The following is a 21,570-nucleotide window of genomic DNA, read 5'->3' on the forward strand; positions in this document are numbered from 1 at the left end:
CTAAAAATGTATTACTCAACAACTTATTTATCACCTGTCGGTTTACTTACTTTAGCATGTGATGGCGAAAGTCTGCTTGGTTTGTGGATAGCAGGGCAAAAGTATCATGGTGATACTATACTTGAGGCCATGGTAGAAAAGGATAACATACCTGTTTTTAAGGCAACCAAAAATTGGTTAGAAAAATATTTTGCTGGCAAGCAACCTGCCATTTCTGAATTACCATTAGCACCTATTGGTGGAGAGTTTCGCCAACAAATATGGAATATTTTGACTGAAATACCCTACGGTAAAGTTATTACCTATGGTGATATTGCCAAAAAAATGGCTGTGAAAATGAATAAACAAAGTATGTCTAGTCAGGCAGTTGGTGGTGCAGTTGGGCATAATCCTATTTCTATTATAATCCCTTGCCACCGAGTAGTGGGAGCAAATGGTAGCTTAACAGGCTATGCTGGAGGGATTGCTACAAAAATAAAATTATTGGAATTAGAAGGCGCTGATATGTCTTCTTTATTTATACCAAAAAAAGGTACTGCATTGTAAAAAGGTATTTTAATACTACTAAACAAACAGTATTTAATACAAACTATTAACTGCTATTAAGATAGTAACTAAATAGAGGGTTTTTTAGTTACCTACATTAGTTTTGTGAAGATTAATAATTAATGACATGAATGGCTTATCAACCTAATGATTAACCTGTGTATAAGAATGGTATTTTGATGCTGTGATTTTTTTAGGTTTATTAAGTGCGTAACTCATTGTGATGCTGATATGTTATATATCTAATAGACATCGGATAGATTGAAGCAAGCTTACAGTTATCAAATTAATCCTTGCAAAATTTAGGGTAACTATAGATCCTATACGTCTCTGTATCTTTGATGTATATCTATTAGCTAACTAACCTTTTTAAGAGATTGAATATAATTGAAGTTAGAGTTATAAAATTTCTCATAAATAAGGAATTAGATAAATAGTTTTTAGTTAATTAGTTTTAATCTTTTCTGATTACTTATTTTATTATCTTGTTTATCCAGTTTAAGTTATAAGTAAACAGTTTTTATTTTAAATATTATAAATGTTTATTTTGAGACTTTTATCACAAATCACTTTAACTTTTTTTTAGCTAGTTAAACTTATAAAACTCATTAAAAATTAATAGGATAGTGGCTCTTAATGTCATAGTATTCTTTTCCTCATATTAGACTTAGGTCTAATACGTGTTTTTAAGACTAAGGTACTATCATTCGAGAGTAATTTAAGGATAATTTTAAAGGTATGTTTATGTTTAATCTTGCTAATGAAACCCACTTCAATCTGTCAGTTGCTGGTTTAGAAAATACAGGGTTACAAATCTTAAGTTTTGAAGGAAAGGAATCAATTAGCCAACCCTATACCTTTGAAATCAATCTGGTTAATAAACATATTCGTTATGATATTACCCAGTTATTAAGTAAGCCAGCCTATCTTGCTTTTACGCCTGATGGAAAAAACGGTGTACATGGCGTTATTATGTCTGTTAGACGCGGTGCTGTAGGTAATGATTATGCAGAATATAGCGTTATTTTAGCACCACGTTTTGCACATCTTGAAAAACGAACAAATCAACGGATTTTTCAGCATAAAACAGTTCCTCAAATTATTACACAAGTTCTTAGTGAATATGGAATTATGGAAGGTTCACAACATGAATTTCATTTAAAAGAAACCTATCCAAAACGAGATTATTGTGTACAGTATGATGAAACAGATGCCTATTTTATCCAACGCCTTTGTGAAGAAGAGGGAATTCATTATCACTTTAAACATACAGCAGATAATCATTTAATGGTATTTGGTGATAGTAATCCTATTTTTCCTTCACTAGCTCAGGCTGTTCGTTATGCATCAGGTACTGGTTTTGTTGCAGACGATTCTGTAATTAAAGCCTTTGATGTTAATCTTACCAGTAAAACTAAACGTACTACATGGCGGGATTACAACTTTACGAATACCAAAATACCTGAAGGTCAAGCAGAGGGAACGCAAAGTGCCAAGGCAAATGGTGCCATTGAACCTGATATAGAGTTTTATGATTATCCTGGACGTTTTATGGATAATGCACGAGGTAAACAACTGGCTCAGATAGCGGTAGAACGTTTAAGAACAACTCATGTATTAGCTGAAGGTTATAGTGATGTACCTACCCTACATACAGGTTATTATTTATCTATAGATGAACATCCAAGCATTGATGCAAAAGACCCTTGGTTACTTAATACGATTATCCATCAAGGAAAACAACCACAAGTCGTTGAAGCATTAGGTGGGGAAAATAATGCTAGGCTCAAAAACAAATTTTCATCAAATAATGATTTAGCATTTCCTGAGGGGGAGTTTCACCAAGGTTATCGTAATACCTTTACAGCAACACCTAAAGACGTTATTTGGCGACCTGCATTACAACATCCAAGAACCAGAATTTATGGAAGTCAAACAGCAAAAGTGGTTGGTCCTGCTGGTGAGGAAATCTATTGTAATGAGTATGGTAGTGTTAAAGTCCAGTTTTTTTGGGATCGTGAAGGGCAGTTTGATGAAAACTCTAGCTGTTGGGTACGAGTAGGTAGTAATTGGGCACATAAAGGTTATGGGACATTTACTATCCCAAGAATAGGTATGGAAGCAGTGATTACCTTTTTAGAAGGTGACCCTGATCAGCCAATGATAACAGGTTGTGTTAATAATGGTATTAATACCCAAGCTGAGGGTATGCCTGATAATAAAACCAAAACAGGTTTTAAAACTAATAGTTCGCCTGGTGGTGGCGGTTCAAATGAGCTCACTTTTGAGGATAAAAAGGGTGAGGAGCAAATTTATATTCATGCTCAAAAAGACCAAAATATTGTAGTAGAAAATAATGAAACTCTTAAAGTTGGGGTGAATCGTTCAAAAAATATAGGTAACGATGAAAACGTTACTATTGGTAATAATCGTACTCGTGTTGTTCGTAAAACTGATGAACTTAAAGTAGGTGCTAATAAAAAAGATAAAGTTACTACCACCTATGAAATGGAGGCGGGTGAAATGCTTCGTTTAGTGTGTGGTGAAACAGCTATTGATTTACATGCTGACGGTTCACTTAACATCAGTTGTAAGACTTTTAATATCTTTGGTGAAACAGCAGGACAAATTAATACTAATACAGGACTGCTAGATCTTAACATTGGATCAAAAGGCTCACGTAAAGGTGTTGCAACTGTACCAGGAACTGCTTCTGGTACAATTAATCAGGAAGTTGAAAGTTATTTTGGTGGTGGCGGTGGTAGTCAGGAAGGTAGTTCTGTAGAACAAGATAAACAAGATGCCGTTACCCATCAAAATCAATTAAATGAGAGTGGTGTAAGCTCATTGAATATTACATCAGAGAAAAATAAGAATAACGCAGTTAATGGCGTAACTCCCCCAGTACAAGGCATATTACCAGAAACAATGCCTACAACTGTAACCAATACTCCCAAAGAAGTTAATTTATCTAGCATGCAAGGAACTTTTGATCAACTCTGGGGAAATAGTTTTCCTAATGGCAAAAGTCAGGAGTTTGGTGGTACGTTTGTTAAAGATACTACTACAGGGAAATACTCTATCATAAACACAGCTGGAGGAACGAGTGGCTCTTTTACACCAGATTTTAATATTCCGAAAGGAAAGGAAATGGTAGGTGTTTTCCATACTCATCCTTATGATATATCCGAAGGGGGATTTACGGATATCTCTTTTAGTGGAGGAGATATAGCAACCACTATTTCCAATAAACAATATATTGATATGGTACAAAGTGGCGATAAACAATTCCTTATGATGACAACAACAGCTACTAAAGAGAATATTTCTGCAACGGCTCATGATACACGTGTTTTTGAGTTAGTTAATCAAGGAAAATCTCTAGCAGAAGCCTCTAGTATTGCAGCAAAAGAAACAGCTACAGCAAATAATATGGCTTACTATGAAGGTAAGAACGGTATATTAAAAAGGATATATCCTTAAATAATGGAGTTTATAAGATGAATTGTCAAGAAATTAAGCAAGCAGAGCAACTACTCATGAAGGGGCAAAAATGCATTAAGGTTAATGAGTTTGAGGATGCTTTAAATCTATTTTCTAAAGGTATTCAAATAATAGGTGATAATTATATTTCAGATAATATAAAAGACAGTACAGCCTTTAAATTAATATTAGCTGAAACAGAAGAAAAAAAAGGAAATATAGAAACAGCGGCAAATTTAAAACACAATACTTTAGATACACGTATTGCATTAGCTAAACAAAAGTATGAGTGTGAATAGGAGTTCTCTTATGGATTATATTCCTGTGGATCACTATATATATCAGAATATACCAGTTAACTATATAACGTTTACTGCAATTAGTACTGTTGCAATGTGTGATGACCTTGTCGTTCTTAATAACATACTTCAACAAGGAAAAGAATCCCTTATTAACAACGAGTTTAAAAAAGCTATTCATTCATTTAATAAAGGCATTCAATTAATTGGTAACAAATATCTTTCTGGTGAGATAAAAGATGATTCAGAAATGAAAATGCTACTAGCTAATACTGAAGAGAAGAAAGGTAATTTGGAGCGTGCCGCTTATTTAAAACGTAATATTTTAGAAACGCGTATACAAATATTTATCAGTTTGAACCAATGTCATAAAGTAATTAATCAAATAGAAAACACTAGTTATGTTGGTGAAGCCTGGATGGAGGAGAATGGTGATATTTTGCTACAGCTTTTTATTGATGAAAATAATAGCATGAAAGGTCAAACACTTGTCCGTTATAAACCCTGTACGAAAGAGTTTAATGCTGTTTTACAGCATGTTGGGGAGTTAAAGCCAGGAAAAAAGAAAGGTGTATTGCCTTGGACTAAAGCTAAGTAATCATAAAACTAAAAGGGTAGAAATGATTCATGAAATACCATGCAGAAGATATACAAATAGATATTCCCTCTAATGATTATAGAGATATGACATTAAACATTCTTTCCTATAAAGCGTTAGAGATGACTATTGTTATTGGTCGAGGTTTATTGAATGGTAAAGATCTTGCAACAGATTTTAATCAACAAATGAAAAAACTTCAAAAAACAGTAGATGGTTTTAAAAATGACTCAATTGAATCAGTAAAAGTAGGCCTCAATCAAGATATAGAAGCTGTACAAACACGTAATCAGTTTTTACGTAATAAAGTACCTACCTATCAATTTCAATTATTACTACAAGTGCCTGATACTCAAAATACGATTGCAATTAATTATGTAAAGCAGAAACCACTAGATGATGCAGATAAAACCCAATGGGATGAGATTAAAGCCAGTATTGATCTTTCCCAATTTAAGGATAATTAACTAGTAAGGATATTTTATGTCAGATGAATGGGCAGCAAGGTTACAAGATCCGTTAATACACACCTCATGGCTTGGGGAGCTGGTTAGTTGGGCAACAGAGGCTCTTATTTATGGTGCAGCTGCTTTTGCAGTTACTTGTTTTATAGCTTGTCCAGCAGTGGCATTAGGTGTTGGTTTAATAGCTGGCGCAGTGATGGGAACAGCCGCTCAATCTACTGGAATAGGGAAAAAAATTACTGAAATTGCCGATTCAGTGGGAAATTGGGTATCTCCACCAGAGGAGATGGGGTTTATCTCTACAGCATCTAGAGATACTCGTACAAACTCTCGGTTTTCTGCACGTGCAGCGGGTAAGAAAGTAGCTGATATAGAAAAAGTTCCTGAAACTGGACCTAGCACTTGGGATGCATTGAAAAAAACCTTATGGGGAATGACTCCAATGGGTATTGTTGAAGGCTTTATTGATAGAGGAAAAGCAATTGCTGACTCCCCTGTTGTGACAAAGGCCGATCTGGGGACTGAGCCTGCTGATGAAGATTGTGTGTTTTGTGAGCGCCATACTAATGATTCTTTTTCATACATGATTAATAGTGTGTTTGACTTTTTTACAGGCAATGATTTTGCAGAAGAGTTCTCTAAAACGTCTCAATATATTGCTCAAGGTTCAGAAGAAGTTAATATCAATGGCCAACCTGCTGGCCGTAGTAACATGAAAACCACTTGTGAAGGTGATATTAATGAGAACTATCAGGCAGATAAAGTGTCCCCCGATGTGCGTATAGGTGGAGAAACTATTACAGTTAGAGATATTACTAGTGGTAAAAATAAGTGGGTGCAAGCGGCCACGATGATCTTTGATGCCATTATGATTGTGCGAGGTATCGCAAAAATTAAAGGAGGTTGTGGTAAGGGTAACCCAGTAATGGTTAATAGTGGTACAAAACTACAATGGAATGAAAGTAATGATTTAGATTTTCAATTACCTAGTTTATTACCTATTGTGTGGCAACGTAATTATAGTAGCGCTAGTGATAGAAATAATACTTTATTGGGTATGGGATGGAGTTTATTTTATGAATGTGAAATTAGAAGAATTCCTCATCCAGAAGAGGGAGAGCTATGGCTTTATTATGATGATATAGGAAGACAATTAGAGTTAGGTAACTTAAAAGAAGGAAGCTATCTTTATGTACCAGAAGAAAAATTATGCATAACTCAAATTACGCCAAGTCTTACAGTCATTGAAGATGTTGGCTCTGGCATACTTAGTGTTTTTGATAAAGACCCATCTAATCCTAATCGTTCAAGACTATTACGCTTGAGCGATCGTAATGGTAACCATCTTGATCTTAGTTATGATGAGGATGGTCGTATTGATCGTATTAGTGATAATGAACAACATATTGTTATCCAGCTTAACTATCACCCCCAATATCTGAAGCGTTTACAATCAGTAGAGCGTCTTTATTTAAATAATGAAAATAAAGCTACCATTGAAAAATCAGAACTATTAGTTAGCTATGAATTTACAGAGTACGGTGATTTAAAAACTGTTAAAAACCAAGAAAATACTGTATTACGTCAGTTTACTTATAATGCTGATCGTAAAATGGCAAGTCATACTCAGCCAGCAGGAAATACCTGTTATTATGAGTGGGCAGTTTATGATGTGCCTAATGAACGTATACCAAAAACCTTAAAAGCGCCTCAACCCCAACAAGAATGGCGAGTTATTCATCACTGGACTGATACAGGTGAAGACTATTACTTTAATTATGATTTAACTAAAGGTGAAACTAAAGTTACAGATAGTTTAGGTCGCACTGAACTCTATTATTGGGATGAGTACCATAATGTTTATGAGCAACTAGATGCTTTGGGTAATAAATGGCTAGATGAATGGAAAGATGGACTATTAACAAAGAGTATTGATCCATTAGGAAATGCATGGCAATTTCAATACAATGAATATGGCCATGAGATAGAAGCAACAGATCCTTTAGGACGTACTAGATATACTTACTATAACAATTATAAAGGTTTACCAAGCCGAGTCATAGATTTTAATAGCAATGCGTGGTATTACTACTATGATGGTGTAGGTAACCTTATAAAAGTTATTGATCCATTACAACAAGTCACATCCTATGAATATGATACCAGAGGACTAATTACTCATATTACTGATGCAACAGGTAAAGAAAAGATACTGCGCTGGACAGCTTCAGGACAATTAATACAGTATCGTGATTGTTCAGGTTATCATACTTATTATAAATATGACCAACGGGGTTTTCTTGAGCAAGTTATTAATGAATTAAATCAAGCCACTACCTATCAATATGACCTAACAGGCTTTTTAACACAGATTACTTTAGCTGATGAGCGTGTAATACGTTATCAACGCAACCAAATTGGTCTTATAACAGGGTATATTGACCCGGTTCAAAATATCACTCAATATAAATATAATATAGCAGGTCGAATCACCCAACGTATTGATGCGCAGGGGCGATCAGTAGGGTATCATTATGATGATTATGGTCGTTTAACTGCGTTAACCAATGAGAATAAAGAAAGTTATCGTTTTGAATGGGATGCGCTAGATCGCCTGACTGTGCAACATGAACTTGATGGTGGTGCAAGATGTTATCATTATAATAATTTGGATCAAGTTATTGGTATTGACTATATCGGAGCACCTATTGAAAATGATCCACGAAAACGCCTAGCTGCTAATGATGATACCGAATCTACCCATATTGATACAAAGGATTATCAAACTATTATTAGTCATCGTTTTGAGCGCGATGCCATAGGGCGTTTAATAAAAAAAATAACGGATGATGGAATAACAGAATATAGTTACGATAAAAATGATAATTTAATATCTATAGTTTTTACTGATAGCCAAGGTAAAAAACAAACATTAGCTTATACTTATGATGAGCTTGGTCAGCTACAAAGTGAAATTAATAATTTTGGTAACTTAAAATATAGTTATGATGAACTAGGCAACCTTGAACAATTTACACTACCTGATGGACGTAATCTAAACCACCTTTATTATGGTAGCGGTTATTTACATCAAATTAATTTAGACGGTTTAATCATTGCTGACTTTGAACGTGATAGACTGCATCAAGAAATCCTAAGAACTCAAGGACAACTTGATACCCATACTAAATATGATAAAACAGGACGCTTAATTAGGCGACAAATTAGCCAGCCTCAACAAAAACAGCAAAATATATTACCTTTATTAGAAAAAGCATACCAATATGATGGAGCTGATAACCTAATAGCAGAACATTTTACCCAATACCAACGCAATCCACAGCAAGGTAAAGCACTCGCTGATCGCTTAGGGCAAAAGCTACCTTTAGAGCCTCATGGTTTACAAGATATTAAACCTCAACAAAAAGATAATCCGCCAATTATGGGTAGACTATTTGCCCAAAATGCAGCTAACACCACAGGAACACAACGCAGTGAAGCGCATCTAAATATTAGCCAAAATAGTTACCAAGTAACACGTTATTATAACTATGATAGTACAGGGCGTGTTTTACAAAGCTATCAAAATACTCCACAAGGGCAAGCGGTTAACTATGAAATATTACAATATGATGCTGCTGCTAACTTACTCAATGGTGATACCAGTCAAGGTTATGTAAAACACAACCGTATTCAAGTATATCAAGATAAACGTTACTACTATGACCGCTTTGGTCGGTTAGCAGAAAAGCGTATAGGTGGGCATACTATTCAGCATTTTAAATACGATGCCGAACACCGTATTACCGAAATTAAACATACTCAACACCAGAATACAAAATATATACGTTTCAAATATGATCCTATCGGGCGGCGTATAGAAAAAGCCACTTATCTACCCGCTAATTTAGAAACACCTGTAGCTAAAACAGAATTCTACTGGCAAGGTATGCGCTTGCTAGGCGAAAAACAAAATGGCTTAACTAGCTACTATATCTATGATAATGGTTACAACCTACTGGCTAGAGTAGATGGAGAAAAAGGTAAAGAAAAAATAAGTTATTTCCATAATAACTTGTCAGGTCTGCCTGAACAACTTACAGATAATAAAGGCAATACCACTTGGCAAGCAGAATATGAAATTTGGGGCAATACAACAAATGAATGGAAAAATAGTCATAATAACTTTGAGCAAAACTTAAGATATCAAGGCCAGTATCTAGATAGAGAAACGGGATTACATTACAATACCTTTAGGTATTATGACCCTGATATAGGACGATTTACTCAGCCAGACCCTATTGGGTTATTAGGTGGGCACAATCTTTATCAATATGCACCTAATCCTATAGCTTGGATCGATCCTTGGGGGTGGGATTGTATAAAAAATAAAGTTGATGGGACAGCAAGAGAGAAAAGAGCACAAAAAATATTTGAACAACGCTATGGAAAAGATAACGTTCTATCTGAGAGGTACTTAAGAGATTCTAATGGAAAAATAGTTAGAGATCCTATTACAGGTGAAGGTCGAAGAGTTGATTTTGTGATCAAAAATGCTGATGGAAAAACAGGAGTAGCAAAGGAAATAACTAGTAAAACTGCGGATAAAATTGCACAGCTGGCTAAAGAGGATAGAATTCGTCAAGCAGGTGGGGTTTATGTAAGAGATCCTAAAACACGGGAATTAATAAAAGTTGATGATGTTTCAACTGTATATAGGGCTAAGTAAATATGAGTGATATAGATTTTAACATGCATAATATGCCAATGCTTTTATCAAGAAATAAAAGTGATGATTATCAAAAAAGAGTTATAAAATCGTCTACAATATTATTGTCTTTTTTAAAAGATAATAATTTAATCAATATTGATCCATTTAATGAACAAGGCTATTTAAAATTAGATCTAGTTGTTAAACAATCTAATCTAACAGATATTGGTAATGCTTTATTTGTCAAGATAATACCTAATTGGTTTAAATATATAGATAAAGGTGGAAATGCTGAAAATATAACAAAACTTGAAAAGGGATTGATGGAATTGCAAAAAACAGTATCTTAGACTGATTAATAACCTAGATGAATAATAGTTTTTCTCCATACTCGTTTGGTTAGCCGGTCTGAACAACTCACAGACAATCAAGACAATACCACTTGGCAAGCGGAATATGAAATTTGAGACAATATAACAAACAAATGGAAAAACAACCAAAATTACTTTGAGCAAAACTTAAGATACCAAGGCCAGTATCTGGATAGAAAAACAGGATTGCACTATAATACCTTTAGGTATTATGACCCTGATATAGGACGATTTATTCAGCCTGATCCTATAGGTTTGTTAGACGGGCACAATCTTTATCAATATGCTCCGAATCCTATTCATTGGGTTGATCCTTGGGGATGATATAGGTATAAACCAAGAGATGAAATTAGAGCACAACCGAGTTCAAGGGGGACTGCAATAAATCGTGCATGGGTACAAGAGCATGATTTAGTTAAGGCTGGTGGAGGAGCAAGAAACTGGACTCCGCAAGAGAGAGTTAATATTAAGTTCCAGAATGCTATTAAAATCATTATGTAATCCCTAGGTCTATGCATAATCGCTTAGCAGAGAGGCTTGTTGGTTTAGATGTTGATAGCACAAGGAATTTAATTTATTTGTCTAAAGAACGAGGAACTCATCCTAATTATATCGTCCCTGTTTATACACTAAATTACTTTCTAATAAGCGTCTGCCATTATTGAGAATACTATTATAAAAAATGTTATAAACAGTCGGTTTAATTAAAACATGTTCCCCTGGTGAGGTCACTGTATGAATAATAGATAAGATAGCTGGTATGACATTAGTTGAATAAAGTATCCAGTCTTTATTTATCTGAAAATTATGCCGTTTACTCCACCATAATTTGACTGCATTTAAATATTCATCTGGCACAATCGTATAACCAATCTAACTACAAATAAATAATCATTGGAGCTTCTTCCATCCATAAGTCTCTAATGGAGAAGAAAGCCAACTATTGTGCTAAATAATGGTTAAAAAATCGGCTGCTTTCATTAAAGTAACGTTTAGTTTCAGGGGCATCTGGCACCATTAAATACTGGGCGTGTGATAAACCTTCAAGTACTATTAAATCAGCAGTCACACCAGCATCACGTAGTTTTAAATGCATTCGTACGGTATTACTTAAAAACAGATCGCGTGTTCCACTGAATAACAGTGTTGGTGGAAAATCTGTAACATCACCATAAATGGGTGAAAGTAACGGATCCTTTAAGTCTTCACCATTAGCATACAGTTTTGCTGCATCACCCAGCCAGCCGTCATAACTAACCAGAACATTATCAATCCCTTCATGGGTGAAATAAGAATCGCCTGTTTTAGATAAATCAGTCCAAGGTGTTCCCACAACAATTGCGGCTGGTAATGGTAAACTTTCTGCTTTAGCTTTTAACATTAGCGCGAGCGTTATACCGCCACCAGTAGAGGTGCCAAAAACCCCTATTTTGTTCGCTGGGTAATGCTTAAGAATTTCACGATAAGCTGCTACTGCATCATCAATAGCGGCTGGAAAGGGGAAATCAGGTGGCATACGGTAATCAATTGAAATCACTTTAATTTGGCCAAAGCCTGCCATCAAAATGGCTTCATCCGTTCCAGCCTCTCCCGGATTAAGCACATAACCGCCCCCATGAAAATGTAGCAATACACGATTTTTGTTTTCAGATCGAGTCTGTTTTGGTGTAATAATAAAGCCATTTATACCACCAAACTGCACAGGTTCAACAGTAACCTGCATCTGCTTACGTAAAGCTGGCAATTGCTGAATACTATGCTGAGCAAATTGATTAACCCAGTTCTTCCACTCCTGATTTGTTTTTGGATGGTCATTCCAAATAGATGCAGGCTCACCAGAAACCAGTGGCAGAATTTGAGTGCTGACGGTTTCTGGCGTAGGGAAATGACGAACCTGAGTATTTTGCGCATGGGTAGATAGGCTGAAAAATATCAAAAGCACGATCATATATTGTCTTATATTCATACGAGTTTCTCACTAATGTTTAACCATATAAGCAAACCTTAAGAGCTTTAGTCGATCAGCTCAATCACAGCGTTAAAATCACGTTTCATGGTGACCAGCTTTTCTTTGCCTGACTCAATTCGTCCTAACACATATAATTGAGTGCCATGGCCATTACCTTTATAGAATATGGCTAAATTGCCCCAAGGTGCATAATAGGTAAAGTCACCTGTTGTTTGTTCTGCATTTGGTGTGTTATGTGTCGTGAGCTTTTTAGGTGGATAGGCAATTTTTTCTGTATTAGAAAAATCAGAGAAACTTAAGGTTAACGGTAATTGAGCCAAAAGTTCATGGCTGGCAGCTGTATCAAACAAACTAACCACGACTTCATTGTTGGCAAAAGTGACTTTAATACGGGCAATCACCGTATCTCGAGAGTTATTTGATGTGTTCATTTGTGCACTTGCCCATGTTGTAAACATAAAACCTATGAAAAAAGTGAAAAAAAGTTTTTTAATCATAGCGTTGCTCCCTTAATTAGGAGATACGTTGGTATCTCCCGTTTTTTAACATTACTGCAAGTTGGTTTTAAAGAATGTGGTTAGTTTATCAAATGGAATAAGATTCACTCGGTCATATAAATCCACATGTCCTGTATCTGGAACGATATAAAGTTCTTTGGGTTGTGCTGCGCGTTTGTAAGCGTCTTGACTAAATTCAATTGAATGAGCTTTTTCACCAGCAATAAATAACATTGGCCGTGGTGAAATAGTTTCAATATCATTGAACGGATAGAAATTCATAAATTTCACGTTGCTGGTCAGGGTTGGATGAGTTGTTAACTCAGCAGACAAACCTTTAGGCGTAAATTCTCCTCGAGGCGTACGATAAAAATCAAAGAATTCGCGCTCAATCGGCGTAGACTTATCATTAATTTCATGTACCGTTCCACTGGTATATTTTGTTTCACCGCCAGTGAATTCAACATAACGTTGCTGAGCAGCATCGGCAATGATTTGCTTTCTTTGTTCCAGCGTTAATGAGTGATTTAACGCATTGCGGTTTGCAGCCCCCATATCGTACATACTCACTGTCGCAATCGCCTTCAAGCGGGGATCGATTTTAGCCGCGCTGATGGCAAAGCTGCCACTGCCACAAATACCAATTACACCTATATTTGCTCGGTCCACAAAAGGCTGCGTTCCTAAATAATCCACGGCCGCACTAAAGTCTTCGGCATAAATATCGGGTGATACTAAATTACGTGGTTGTCCCTCGCTTTCCCCCCAATACGACAGATCAATTGCTAACGTGACGAAGCCTTGTTCTGCCATTTTAGTTGCATATAAATTAGCACTTTGCTCTTTTACCGCTCCCATAGGATGACCGACAATAATAGCCGGATGCTTAGCATTTTGGTCGAACGCTTTAGGCATAAACAAATTACCTGTCACATTCATAGTAAATTGGTTTTTAAAGGTTACTTTTTGTACGGTTACTTTATCGCTTTGATAAAAATTATTTGCACCATTTGACATATCTTGACCTATAGCTGATGTGGATGAAATAATGCCTGCGAAAGCGATCAATATTGCTATCGCACCATTAAAGTTGAGGAGTTGCCGAAGTTTTGTCATAAGACCCCCTTTGGTATAATAAATGGTCGTTTACATTAATAATTTTCAAAATAAAACATTACGCTAATCTATTTGTTGCCCTGAAAAATAATGAGAAACTCAATTTGATTAATATTGCTGATCCAGCCAGAATCAGCGCTGCTGTGATAAAGATACCGTACATGCCTATATTGTCGAAAATCAGTCCACCGATCGCTGCTGCTAAGCCAATCGAAAATTGAATTGCAGCCACCGATAGGCCACCAATCATTTCTGCTTTATCTGCTAGAGTACGAGCAATCCACGTAGACCAACCGACAGGGATAAAACCAAACATCAATCCCCAGCCAATGACTAAGATCAAGTTCCAAATGGTTTGTCCATTACTGCTCAATAATAAAATCGCAAGCACGAGCAGGATAAGATGAACAGCAATCATGGTTGCTCGAAACTGTTTGCCGAGGAAAAAACCAGCAATAAAAGTTCCCATGCAATTAGCGATACCAAATACTAGTAAAACAGTTGCTAATGTATCTGACGATAATGTCAGGTTATATTCGAGAAATGGCCTAAGATAAGTGAAAAAGATATGGTAACCACCGTAACTGAAAATTGTGGCACCAATACCAATAAGCACCCAGTTTTGCTGCAACAGACCAAACATATTTTTAAAACCATTGCCTGTCTGCGCTGTTAAGGAAGGTAAAGCAAAATATTGCCAGACGAGTGCAATAGCACTTAACAGCGCGGAAAGTAGGAAAACGCTACGCCAGCCAATTATAGAACCTAAATAGCTGGCAAGTGGTAAGGAAATAATGGTCGCGACAGAAACTCCCGCATATATAATACTTAACGCACGGGGAATATCTCTTTTAGGCGCCAGCTGTAACGCAACTGCCGAAGCCATTGACCAGAAGCCACCGACGCAAAGCCCTAATATACCGCGACCCATTAACAACACAGGATAATTAGGTGCTAAGGCAACCAATATGTTTGAAATCACTAATAAAGCAGACAATATCAGTAAAATATAACGCCGATTAATCGTCTTCGTTAATGGCGATAATGTCAGGCTGGCAAGCACGGCCAAAACACCCACCACTGTTACGCTTTGCCCAGCCATACCTTCGGTAATATTTAACTCTTGCGCAATAGGTGTTAATAAACTCACTGGAATAAACTCTGCAGCAATTAAACTGGTTACCCCTATAAACAGCGAGCAGATTGCCGACCAATGTGCTTTTTCCAATGATGCATTTATCTCTACTTTCATCTTAATACTCAATCAGTTAAAAATCAGCGAACGTGTCATAACGAACGCATTACTTTTGTCAGTAAAAGGCAACTTACTCTCTCATTTATTAAAAAATTGAGGTGAATTGCCATTACGACTTTTTTTCAAGGAGTAAAGCAAATAGTCAAGACAATCGATCTGCTTTTGTTTTTCATGGAGTAGTTCAAGCAACTGGCAACGGTGACGAAGTAATATGCGTAATTGTTCTGCTGTATTACCTTTTGCTTGCAAGTCAATATACTTCGCTATGAACGCTTCTTTACAACCCGCATCTTTTAAGTTTTGAACACTCACCAAAAACACATCCATCTCATCTTTTAACCCGATTACTTTTAATATTTTTAAGTTTATTAAGATAATAAAGGTATGTAAAATACTTATATTGTATAGTAAGTAATGCCTTTAAAGCATAGGTCTATATTTTGTTAAATATAGGGAGTACAGTTCATGGATATCAAAGTACTACGTTATTTCTTAGCACTTGCCAGAGAGGAGAGTGTAACTGCTGCTGCCGAATATTTACACTTAACTCAACCAACCTTATCAAGACAACTTAGCGAACTGGAAGATGAACTCGGTACTACATTGTTTATTCGCGGTAGCCGAAAAATAACACTAACTGATGAAGGAATGCGGTTGCGTAAACGAGCGGAGGAAATCGTTGAATTGGTCAGAAAGACTGAGGCCGAATTTCAGGCTCCAGTGGAAATCATTAGCGGCGATATTTACATTGGTGGTGGTGAAAGCTATGTGATGGGATTGGTCGCTGATGTGATTAAAGAGTTACAGAACGATTATCCACATGTTAATGTTCATATTTTTAGTGGCGATGCGGATGAAGTTACTGAACGTATCGATAAAGGTTTATTAGATTTCGGAGTACTTATTGAACCAGCACATATCAGTAAATATGACTCTTTAGTTTTACCAGCAAAAGATACATGGGGGGTATTAATGCGCAAAGATAGTCCTTTGGCGCAAAAAGAGTTCATTCAACCGAAGGATTTATGGGACTTGCCTTTGATTGGTTCAAAGCAACGGTTTGTTGATGACCGCATCGCAAAATGGATTAAACGTGATTATAAAAAACTAAATATTGTTGCAACGTATAATTTAATTTTTAATGCAACCTTAATGGTGGAAAAAGGTATTGGTTATGCATTATGTCTGGATAAACTGGTCAATACTGCTGGTAATAGCTCACTCTGTTTCCGTCCACTTAAACCAGTACTGGAAGTAGATGTGGATATTGTTTGGAAAAAATATCAGATATTCTCTAAACCGGCTGAACTGTTTTTACAACGTCTGAAAGCCGCTTTTGGCTAAGCTACTTCACGGATATTTTTTAGTCTTGTTTGATTTGGCTTTTAATTATTTTAGGTAAACTATTCGATTAATTTAAAAAATATAAATAAACATTTTAAAGAAGTGAGTAAGGCTTAAAAAATTAACATAAAATCAAGCATGGTCGCAAACTAGATTTTTGACAAAAATAATGTAGCGTTTTATAACTATCGACAATTACATATAACAACCATAAAGATTACATGTAACAAATTAAAAGCGAAATTTCAGCTCTTAATGGGGATTATCTGTGTAATTCCGGGTGTTGGGGGCGGGTTTCGGTTAGCATTTAAGTCACTCCTCAGAAAAACGCAGTTCTATGGTCCTGTCATGTTTGATGTTGTTGTAGCGATTTTAGAAGAAGCTAACCGATTATTCGACATGAATTTACCACTAAATCCTGAAAAATACTTGATGCAAATGATAGATGTACCAGCGTTACAAGGATACCTTGATGAAGTTCGTGTAAAAAGTGTCGCGGAACTTAATGAGTATACTGTAGCACGTTGGTTGGGAGCCCCTGAAAAACTGGATAGTTTTTTACGTGATGTGAGTGGCCAATTAACCATGATTGTCGAAGATGTATTAGTTCCTGCAGTACGTATTGCCATTGAACGCTGTCTATTAAAGCGTATAAACTCAGCCAAAAACAGTTTCGCACCACAAGGAAAAACGGGGAATACCCAACCCCATGGTAAGACCAGTATACCAACCGTAACCAAAAGTCGCGGTAATTTGACGGCCAGAATTAGAAGTCAGTTCCAAAATATTAATATGAATTTTGTGATTGGCGGGGTTGGCGAACATGTTGCCGATTACTATTGTCTTGAGCAATTAGGATGAGGTAAAGGACAATGGATTGAGCATGATAAAGGACAAGCAGGGTCTTGGCAACAATCACCAAGTTCACATCACCCAGGCAAACTAAACGACGGCAAAAAACTCAATAAAAATAGCTATATTGGCAATGATACAGGTATTGATGGCTTGTGGCGAGCAAATCCTAGTAATAACCAAGGTAAAAAATATGCCATTATTGAAGCAAAAGCCACCGCAGGTATTGCCAGACCAACGACCAAGTATCTTGCCAGTCGGCTAGGGGTATTGTCAGAAAAACATAAAGGTAAACCAGTTATTCAGATGGATCATCATTGGGTTAAGCAGAGAGTGGATAGATTAATGATATCATTGTCGCCTGATATTAGGGCTGATTTTAGACCTTATTCTCAAAATGCTAACTACTCAATAATATGTACCCGTCATATTATTGCTGTATCACTGTTAGTTGAGCCAGGTCTCTCTCATATTGAGGCGATGATGGATGATACAAAATCTGATCTTGATCATGCAGTTCATAGCGGTATTGTGATACATAAGTACGGTGAACCAACCATAGAAAATATTATCAAGGAAAAACGACGTCGCTTAACTTCTAAAGGCAATGGAAACAAGCCTAAGTAAAAGCATAATAGGAGAAATAATAATGTCAGAATTTGAACAACAACGCCGTCAAAAATTATTAGATGAGGACTTTTATCACTATTTTCAAAAAATTTTGAATTGGGAAATTTCTGAATATGATAAACATATGAAAACAACTAAAGAGCCTTTTACTGAACCGATGGTTTTTCTTCAATATGAACAATTGTGTTTAGACTATACAGCGGGTAAATCTATTTCAGAATTACCACCCTTGATGGTTTCTATAGTAGAACTTACCACAGAAGCTATAGATTTTGTGGTTAGACATTCATCGGTAAAAAATAATGAATTTGTGACGCAATTAAATAGCTTTAGTAAGTACTTTGAGAGTGAGTTTCTTTCAAATTTATTGGGATTATGTATCTTATTTGACAGACAAGACTGGTTTGAAACGATTGTTAAAGCGACCGATCTTGATCAGGAAAATAGAGAAAAGGCGATTGATAGTTTAATTGCGATGAAAATCCCTAACTATCCTATTACCGAAGCTAACACGCCAAGAGGGCTCAGTTTTAGAAATCCTCTTTATAAAGCGATACATGCTGAAACCCCAAAAGAAACCTTAAAATACTTAGATGAATATTTATGTCGCTGGTATGACGGACTACGTAAAGCAGGTTATGAATATATTGATATTCACTTATCACAGCAAGAGGATTCACGTGACTATTGCTCATTCTATGGTTACTGGTGTTTTGAAGCAGCGGCAGTCGCATATTTAAAAAATATTGACGACAGTAGCTTACAGCATTTTATGTATTACCCTAAAGACATGGTGGCGTACGCACGAAATAAGCAATAAAAATAACCTTGGCTCGTGTAAAACTATTGAGATATAAAAAATAAGACATAAGGTGGATATCATGTGGCCTAAGTCAGACATAGCAAAATTACCTCCGCCACAACCAATTAAACTCTGGAACTGGTTGTGTATCATCCTATTGGTTTTTGCATTAGCCATACTGATAACGCTATTCTTTTTCTCCGATAGTGTTAACAATAATAATACCTTCTTTGTTGTGATTCTTGTCGGAATTACAGTGGCGGTGACGGGTATGCTTTTTGGTCTCCGCCTTTTTATCTATGGTTTAAGCGAGGAAAAAATCGCTCTTTGGAGTGAGGAAATAAAACTCCGCGATGAAAAATGGCAAGACTGGTCAATGCAATCATTGGCTGTGCTCGGTAGTGTTGTCATTACCCCTCAAAATTTATCGACTGATGACTTATTAGCGAATCAGGCTGAACAAAGTTATTCAGCTCATGAAGTATTTGCTTTTAGTGAGACAAATAAATGGTTTTATTTAGAGTCCTATCAGTGGATTTTATCCAATTTGTATGACCGATTAAGCCAAATGGATGATGGTGATACTCTAACTATTTTACAGTTAAATCAGCATGAACGAAGACAAGATACCGAAATACTCATTCGACGTGCGTATAACGAATTAAAGCTAACACTTGCCCTCGAGTTTCAATATATAGAGTCAAATCAAGAAGGGCCTTTTAACGCCAATCAATTAATTGATAACGAAGAGCCTGCGTTATATTTAGTTATTACTGATAATACGATGGATAATGATAGTTCGTCCTTTATTAGTGCTCTATTAGTGGCTAATGAGTCGTTAGCCGTGTTGATTTTAAGGTCAGTTAGTTTTGACATGACATTTTCCTCATAACGTAACAAATACAAACGTTAATACAATGTAGATTAACGCGGTGATGTTGTTAATGAGAAAACGGAAATAGACATGTACTATTTCAAAATCACAGATGTACTAATTTATGTACTAAATTTTTCAGGCTTAAATAGGTTTTTAATGGAAACTATAAGCACCTGAAAAACTATAACTATGTGATTTATATAGAATCTTGGAACTTACTGGATGTTAATAACATATGAATTGGAGCGGGAAACGAGACTCGAACTCAGATTATAACATGTTGTTTTTAATTAAATTAATTTTTACCAGAACGCACTTTGGCGCCATTTCTGGTACCGTCAATTTTATTTCAATGAAACAATGTTGTCAAACCCTGTAAGAGAGTAGATTTCCCAAATTACAAAGCTAATATTCCAGATATGGATAATTTTAACTTAACAAGTTATTCAAAGGTTGAGTGGTAAAGTTTATTACTCAAAATATCGCTTTAAAAATCATCAATTTATAATTGATAAATACAACATTAAGATAGTCATCTCTAATATAAATGTTATTGTTATCAAATAATTATTAGTATAAGGATTGAGGAAGCTATAATGAATAAAGTAATATCAGACCAAACTCAGTCAGAATTTAATAATGAAATGAGAGAAACTAAAGAGCAATTTATTAACTGAGCGTTAGCCGCACGAGATCATGCGAAAAGAACGGGTATATATTATTCTGTAGATGAGGTTTTAGCTAAATGATCCTGAATTTATTGAAGGAAAAGAGTCAAATGACTTTTACCAGACAGAAAGAGGAAAAGTTGTTTCTAATGATCGCAGAAGTATAGCTGCTACCTATGCCAAATTTATGACTTTTATCCATTCAATGATATTGAATCCACTTCACCTAGACCGATATTACTTGTGGTTGGTGAAATCGCCCCTTCTCGTGGCTGCATTGATAATGCTTATAAATTAGCCGCAGAGCCTAAAGAGCTTGTTATTGTGCCAAAAGCTAATGGCATAGATTTGTATTATCGTGCAGATTTGATTCTATGGAATAAGTTAACTTAATTTTTTAACCAATACCTTAATAACTACTAACAATGTTTTACTATAGCTACAGCCTATATGGGCTGTAGCTATAGCTTTCTTAATTAAATATTATCTAAAATTTTTTGTAAAAACTAACGTTAAAATACAAGTTAAAGTCATTAAGAAACCATATCCAATCGCTAATTCAATAAAACTAGATTTATGAGCAATTTGGCTAACGATCAAATTAGGTATGGTAGCCCCACTATAAGAAATAAAAAATATAGTAGAAAGGACACTAGCCCTATCTTTTTCATTTGTTTCATTTAAGATGAGAACGCATAAAGCCTGTAAATATTGCTCCCCAAGCTATGCCTGCAAAAATACTAGCAATAAGAAAGGGAATAAAACTAGCTAGATGTAAAAATAAGATCACCGCAACAATACTAACTAAAAATAATATCATTTCCAATTTCTGAGCTTTAATAGGATTAATTTTCCCGCAATGGAACCACCAATTAGATTGGGAGCCACAATACTATTAGTTATACCAAGTTGTTGAAATGCCATCGTTAAACTGTATACTTGATAAAGACCCTCAATAGCCAATATCTCAATAAATATACAGGTTGTAGCAGGCAAATATTTTCTAACTGATTTTGGAACATATATCTGTGGAATTAAAGAGCGTATAACACCTTTACATTTATTTTGCCCAATAGTTTCAATGCTGA

20 protein-coding genes and 1 pseudogene are annotated in these 21,570 nt (G+C 35.7%); 15 read left to right on the forward strand and 6 right to left on the reverse strand.

The genetic code is table 11. The annotated features are described in order from the left end of the window. The first annotated feature begins 6 nt into the window (after positions 1 to 6). From ACQVD9_RS06115 to ACQVD9_RS06155, 9 genes and pseudogenes are all read left to right on the forward strand, one after another. The gene (locus ACQVD9_RS06115) at positions 7 to 546 is read left to right on the forward strand and encodes a methylated-DNA--[protein]-cysteine S-methyltransferase (protein ID WP_264745189.1); all 540 of its coding nucleotides are present in this window, start codon (positions 7 to 9) and stop codon (positions 544 to 546) included. Between the two features lie 744 nt (positions 547 to 1,290). Further along, positions 1,291 to 4,029 carry a type VI secretion system tip protein TssI/VgrG gene (gene tssI, locus ACQVD9_RS06120; RefSeq protein ID WP_264745190.1) on the forward strand — a complete coding sequence of 913 codons (2,739 nt, stop codon included), beginning with the start codon at positions 1,291 to 1,293 and terminating at the stop codon, positions 4,027 to 4,029. A 17-nt stretch (positions 4,030 to 4,046) separates the two neighbouring features. After that, positions 4,047 to 4,328: a hypothetical protein gene (locus tag ACQVD9_RS06125; RefSeq protein WP_264745191.1), complete on the forward strand. Its 282-nt coding sequence runs from the start codon at positions 4,047 to 4,049 to the stop codon at positions 4,326 to 4,328. Positions 4,329 to 4,338: 10 nt separating this feature from the next. Next, complete coding sequence (locus ACQVD9_RS06130) at positions 4,339 to 4,926, forward strand: hypothetical protein (RefSeq protein WP_264745192.1); 588 nt, start codon at positions 4,339 to 4,341, stop codon at positions 4,924 to 4,926. 29 nt (positions 4,927 to 4,955) lie between these two features. Further along, positions 4,956 to 5,393 (forward strand): DUF1795 domain-containing protein, encoded by a 438-nt coding sequence (locus ACQVD9_RS06135; RefSeq protein ID WP_264745193.1) that lies wholly within the window; start codon positions 4,956 to 4,958, stop codon positions 5,391 to 5,393. A gap of 16 nt (positions 5,394 to 5,409) precedes the next feature. Then, positions 5,410 to 10,119 carry an RHS repeat-associated core domain-containing protein gene (locus ACQVD9_RS06140; RefSeq protein ID WP_264745194.1) on the forward strand — a complete coding sequence of 1,570 codons (4,710 nt, stop codon included), beginning with the start codon at positions 5,410 to 5,412 and terminating at the stop codon, positions 10,117 to 10,119. Between the two features lie 2 nt (positions 10,120 to 10,121). Next, entirely contained in the window at positions 10,122 to 10,451 is a 330-nt protein-coding gene (locus tag ACQVD9_RS06145) for a hypothetical protein (protein ID WP_264745195.1), read from the forward strand. Positions 10,452 to 10,607: 156 nt separating this feature from the next. Next, positions 10,608 to 10,793, forward strand: a pseudogene (locus ACQVD9_RS06150) (RHS repeat-associated core domain-containing protein); the annotation flags it as partial. Between the two features lie 27 nt (positions 10,794 to 10,820). Then, the gene (locus tag ACQVD9_RS06155) at positions 10,821 to 10,973 is read left to right on the forward strand and encodes a hypothetical protein (protein WP_413774188.1); all 153 of its coding nucleotides are present in this window, start codon (positions 10,821 to 10,823) and stop codon (positions 10,971 to 10,973) included. Positions 10,974 to 11,412: 439 nt separating this feature from the next. Here the strand turns inward: ACQVD9_RS06155 and ACQVD9_RS06160 are convergent, their stop codons facing one another. From ACQVD9_RS06160 to ACQVD9_RS06180, 5 genes are all read right to left on the reverse strand, one after another. Beyond that, on the reverse strand, positions 11,413 to 12,438 hold the full coding sequence (locus tag ACQVD9_RS06160) for an alpha/beta hydrolase (RefSeq protein ID WP_264745196.1): 1,026 nt from the start codon (positions 12,436 to 12,438) through the stop codon (positions 11,413 to 11,415). Between the two features lie 47 nt (positions 12,439 to 12,485). Next, entirely contained in the window at positions 12,486 to 12,872 is a 387-nt protein-coding gene (locus ACQVD9_RS06165) for a cyclophilin-like fold protein (protein WP_264745197.1), read from the reverse strand. Positions 12,873 to 12,989: 117 nt separating this feature from the next. Continuing rightward, complete coding sequence (locus ACQVD9_RS06170) at positions 12,990 to 13,955, reverse strand: alpha/beta hydrolase (protein ID WP_264747862.1); 966 nt, start codon at positions 13,953 to 13,955, stop codon at positions 12,990 to 12,992. Positions 13,956 to 14,112: 157 nt separating this feature from the next. After that, positions 14,113 to 15,306, reverse strand: coding sequence for an MFS transporter (locus ACQVD9_RS06175; protein ID WP_264745198.1), 1,194 nt, complete (start codon positions 15,304 to 15,306; stop codon positions 14,113 to 14,115). Between the two features lie 81 nt (positions 15,307 to 15,387). Further along, positions 15,388 to 15,621 carry a hypothetical protein gene (locus ACQVD9_RS06180; protein ID WP_264745199.1) on the reverse strand — a complete coding sequence of 78 codons (234 nt, stop codon included), beginning with the start codon at positions 15,619 to 15,621 and terminating at the stop codon, positions 15,388 to 15,390. 153 nt (positions 15,622 to 15,774) lie between these two features. Between ACQVD9_RS06180 and ACQVD9_RS06185 the strand changes: the two genes are divergently transcribed. The 6 genes from ACQVD9_RS06185 (at position 15,775) to ACQVD9_RS06210 (ending at position 20,875) form a co-directional block, all read left to right on the forward strand. After that, entirely contained in the window at positions 15,775 to 16,653 is an 879-nt protein-coding gene (locus tag ACQVD9_RS06185; RefSeq protein ID WP_264745200.1) for a LysR family transcriptional regulator, read from the forward strand. 399 nt (positions 16,654 to 17,052) lie between these two features. Further along, on the forward strand, positions 17,053 to 17,514 hold the full coding sequence (locus ACQVD9_RS06190) for a hypothetical protein (RefSeq protein WP_264745201.1): 462 nt from the start codon (positions 17,053 to 17,055) through the stop codon (positions 17,512 to 17,514). A 144-nt stretch (positions 17,515 to 17,658) separates the two neighbouring features. After that, entirely contained in the window at positions 17,659 to 18,132 is a 474-nt protein-coding gene (locus tag ACQVD9_RS06195; protein WP_264745202.1) for a hypothetical protein, read from the forward strand. Between the two features lie 22 nt (positions 18,133 to 18,154). Then, a complete protein-coding gene (locus ACQVD9_RS06200) occupies positions 18,155 to 18,955 on the forward strand; it encodes a PoNe immunity protein domain-containing protein (protein WP_264745203.1) in 801 nt (266 codons plus the stop codon). A gap of 61 nt (positions 18,956 to 19,016) precedes the next feature. Further along, the gene (locus ACQVD9_RS06205; protein WP_264745204.1) at positions 19,017 to 19,829 is read left to right on the forward strand and encodes a hypothetical protein; all 813 of its coding nucleotides are present in this window, start codon (positions 19,017 to 19,019) and stop codon (positions 19,827 to 19,829) included. Between the two features lie 896 nt (positions 19,830 to 20,725). Next, positions 20,726 to 20,875, forward strand: coding sequence for a hypothetical protein (locus ACQVD9_RS06210; protein WP_264745205.1), 150 nt, complete (start codon positions 20,726 to 20,728; stop codon positions 20,873 to 20,875). Positions 20,876 to 21,158: 283 nt separating this feature from the next. Here ACQVD9_RS06210 and ACQVD9_RS06215 read toward each other — a convergent pair whose 3' ends face one another. Continuing rightward, entirely contained in the window at positions 21,159 to 21,302 is a 144-nt protein-coding gene (locus ACQVD9_RS06215; protein WP_264745206.1) for a hypothetical protein, read from the reverse strand. Between the last annotated feature and the right edge of the window lie 268 nt (positions 21,303 to 21,570).

It is taken from the genome of Entomomonas sp. E7T21, assembly GCF_058693955.1.

Bases quoted from the DNA above. Each gene is read 5' to 3' on its own strand.
- ACQVD9_RS06215 (WP_264745206.1), bottom strand. From the start codon at position 21,302: ATGATATTATTTTTAGTTAGTATTGTTGCGGTGATCTTATTTTTACAT.
- ACQVD9_RS06200 (WP_264745203.1), top strand. From the start codon at position 18,155: ATGTCAGAATTTGAACAACAACGCCGTCAAAAATTATTAGATGAGGAC.
- ACQVD9_RS06205 (WP_264745204.1), top strand. From the start codon at position 19,017: ATGTGGCCTAAGTCAGACATAGCAAAATTACCTCCGCCACAACCAATT.
- ACQVD9_RS06165 (WP_264745197.1), bottom strand. From the start codon at position 12,872: ATGAACACATCAAATAACTCTCGAGATACGGTGATTGCCCGTATTAAA.
- ACQVD9_RS06170 (WP_264747862.1), bottom strand. From the start codon at position 13,955: ATGTCAAATGGTGCAAATAATTTTTATCAAAGCGATAAAGTAACCGTA.
- ACQVD9_RS06130 (WP_264745192.1), top strand. From the start codon at position 4,339: ATGGATTATATTCCTGTGGATCACTATATATATCAGAATATACCAGTT.
- ACQVD9_RS06140 (WP_264745194.1), top strand. From the start codon at position 5,410: ATGTCAGATGAATGGGCAGCAAGGTTACAAGATCCGTTAATACACACC.
- ACQVD9_RS06190 (WP_264745201.1), top strand. From the start codon at position 17,053: ATGAATTTACCACTAAATCCTGAAAAATACTTGATGCAAATGATAGAT.
- ACQVD9_RS06160 (WP_264745196.1), bottom strand. From the start codon at position 12,438: ATGAATATAAGACAATATATGATCGTGCTTTTGATATTTTTCAGCCTA.
- ACQVD9_RS06115 (WP_264745189.1), top strand. From the start codon at position 7: ATGTATTACTCAACAACTTATTTATCACCTGTCGGTTTACTTACTTTA.
- ACQVD9_RS06185 (WP_264745200.1), top strand. From the start codon at position 15,775: ATGGATATCAAAGTACTACGTTATTTCTTAGCACTTGCCAGAGAGGAG.
- ACQVD9_RS06125 (WP_264745191.1), top strand. From the start codon at position 4,047: ATGAATTGTCAAGAAATTAAGCAAGCAGAGCAACTACTCATGAAGGGG.
- ACQVD9_RS06175 (WP_264745198.1), bottom strand. From the start codon at position 15,306: ATGAAAGTAGAGATAAATGCATCATTGGAAAAAGCACATTGGTCGGCA.
- tssI (WP_264745190.1), top strand. From the start codon at position 1,291: ATGTTTAATCTTGCTAATGAAACCCACTTCAATCTGTCAGTTGCTGGT.
- ACQVD9_RS06145 (WP_264745195.1), top strand. From the start codon at position 10,122: ATGAGTGATATAGATTTTAACATGCATAATATGCCAATGCTTTTATCA.
- ACQVD9_RS06135 (WP_264745193.1), top strand. From the start codon at position 4,956: ATGAAATACCATGCAGAAGATATACAAATAGATATTCCCTCTAATGAT.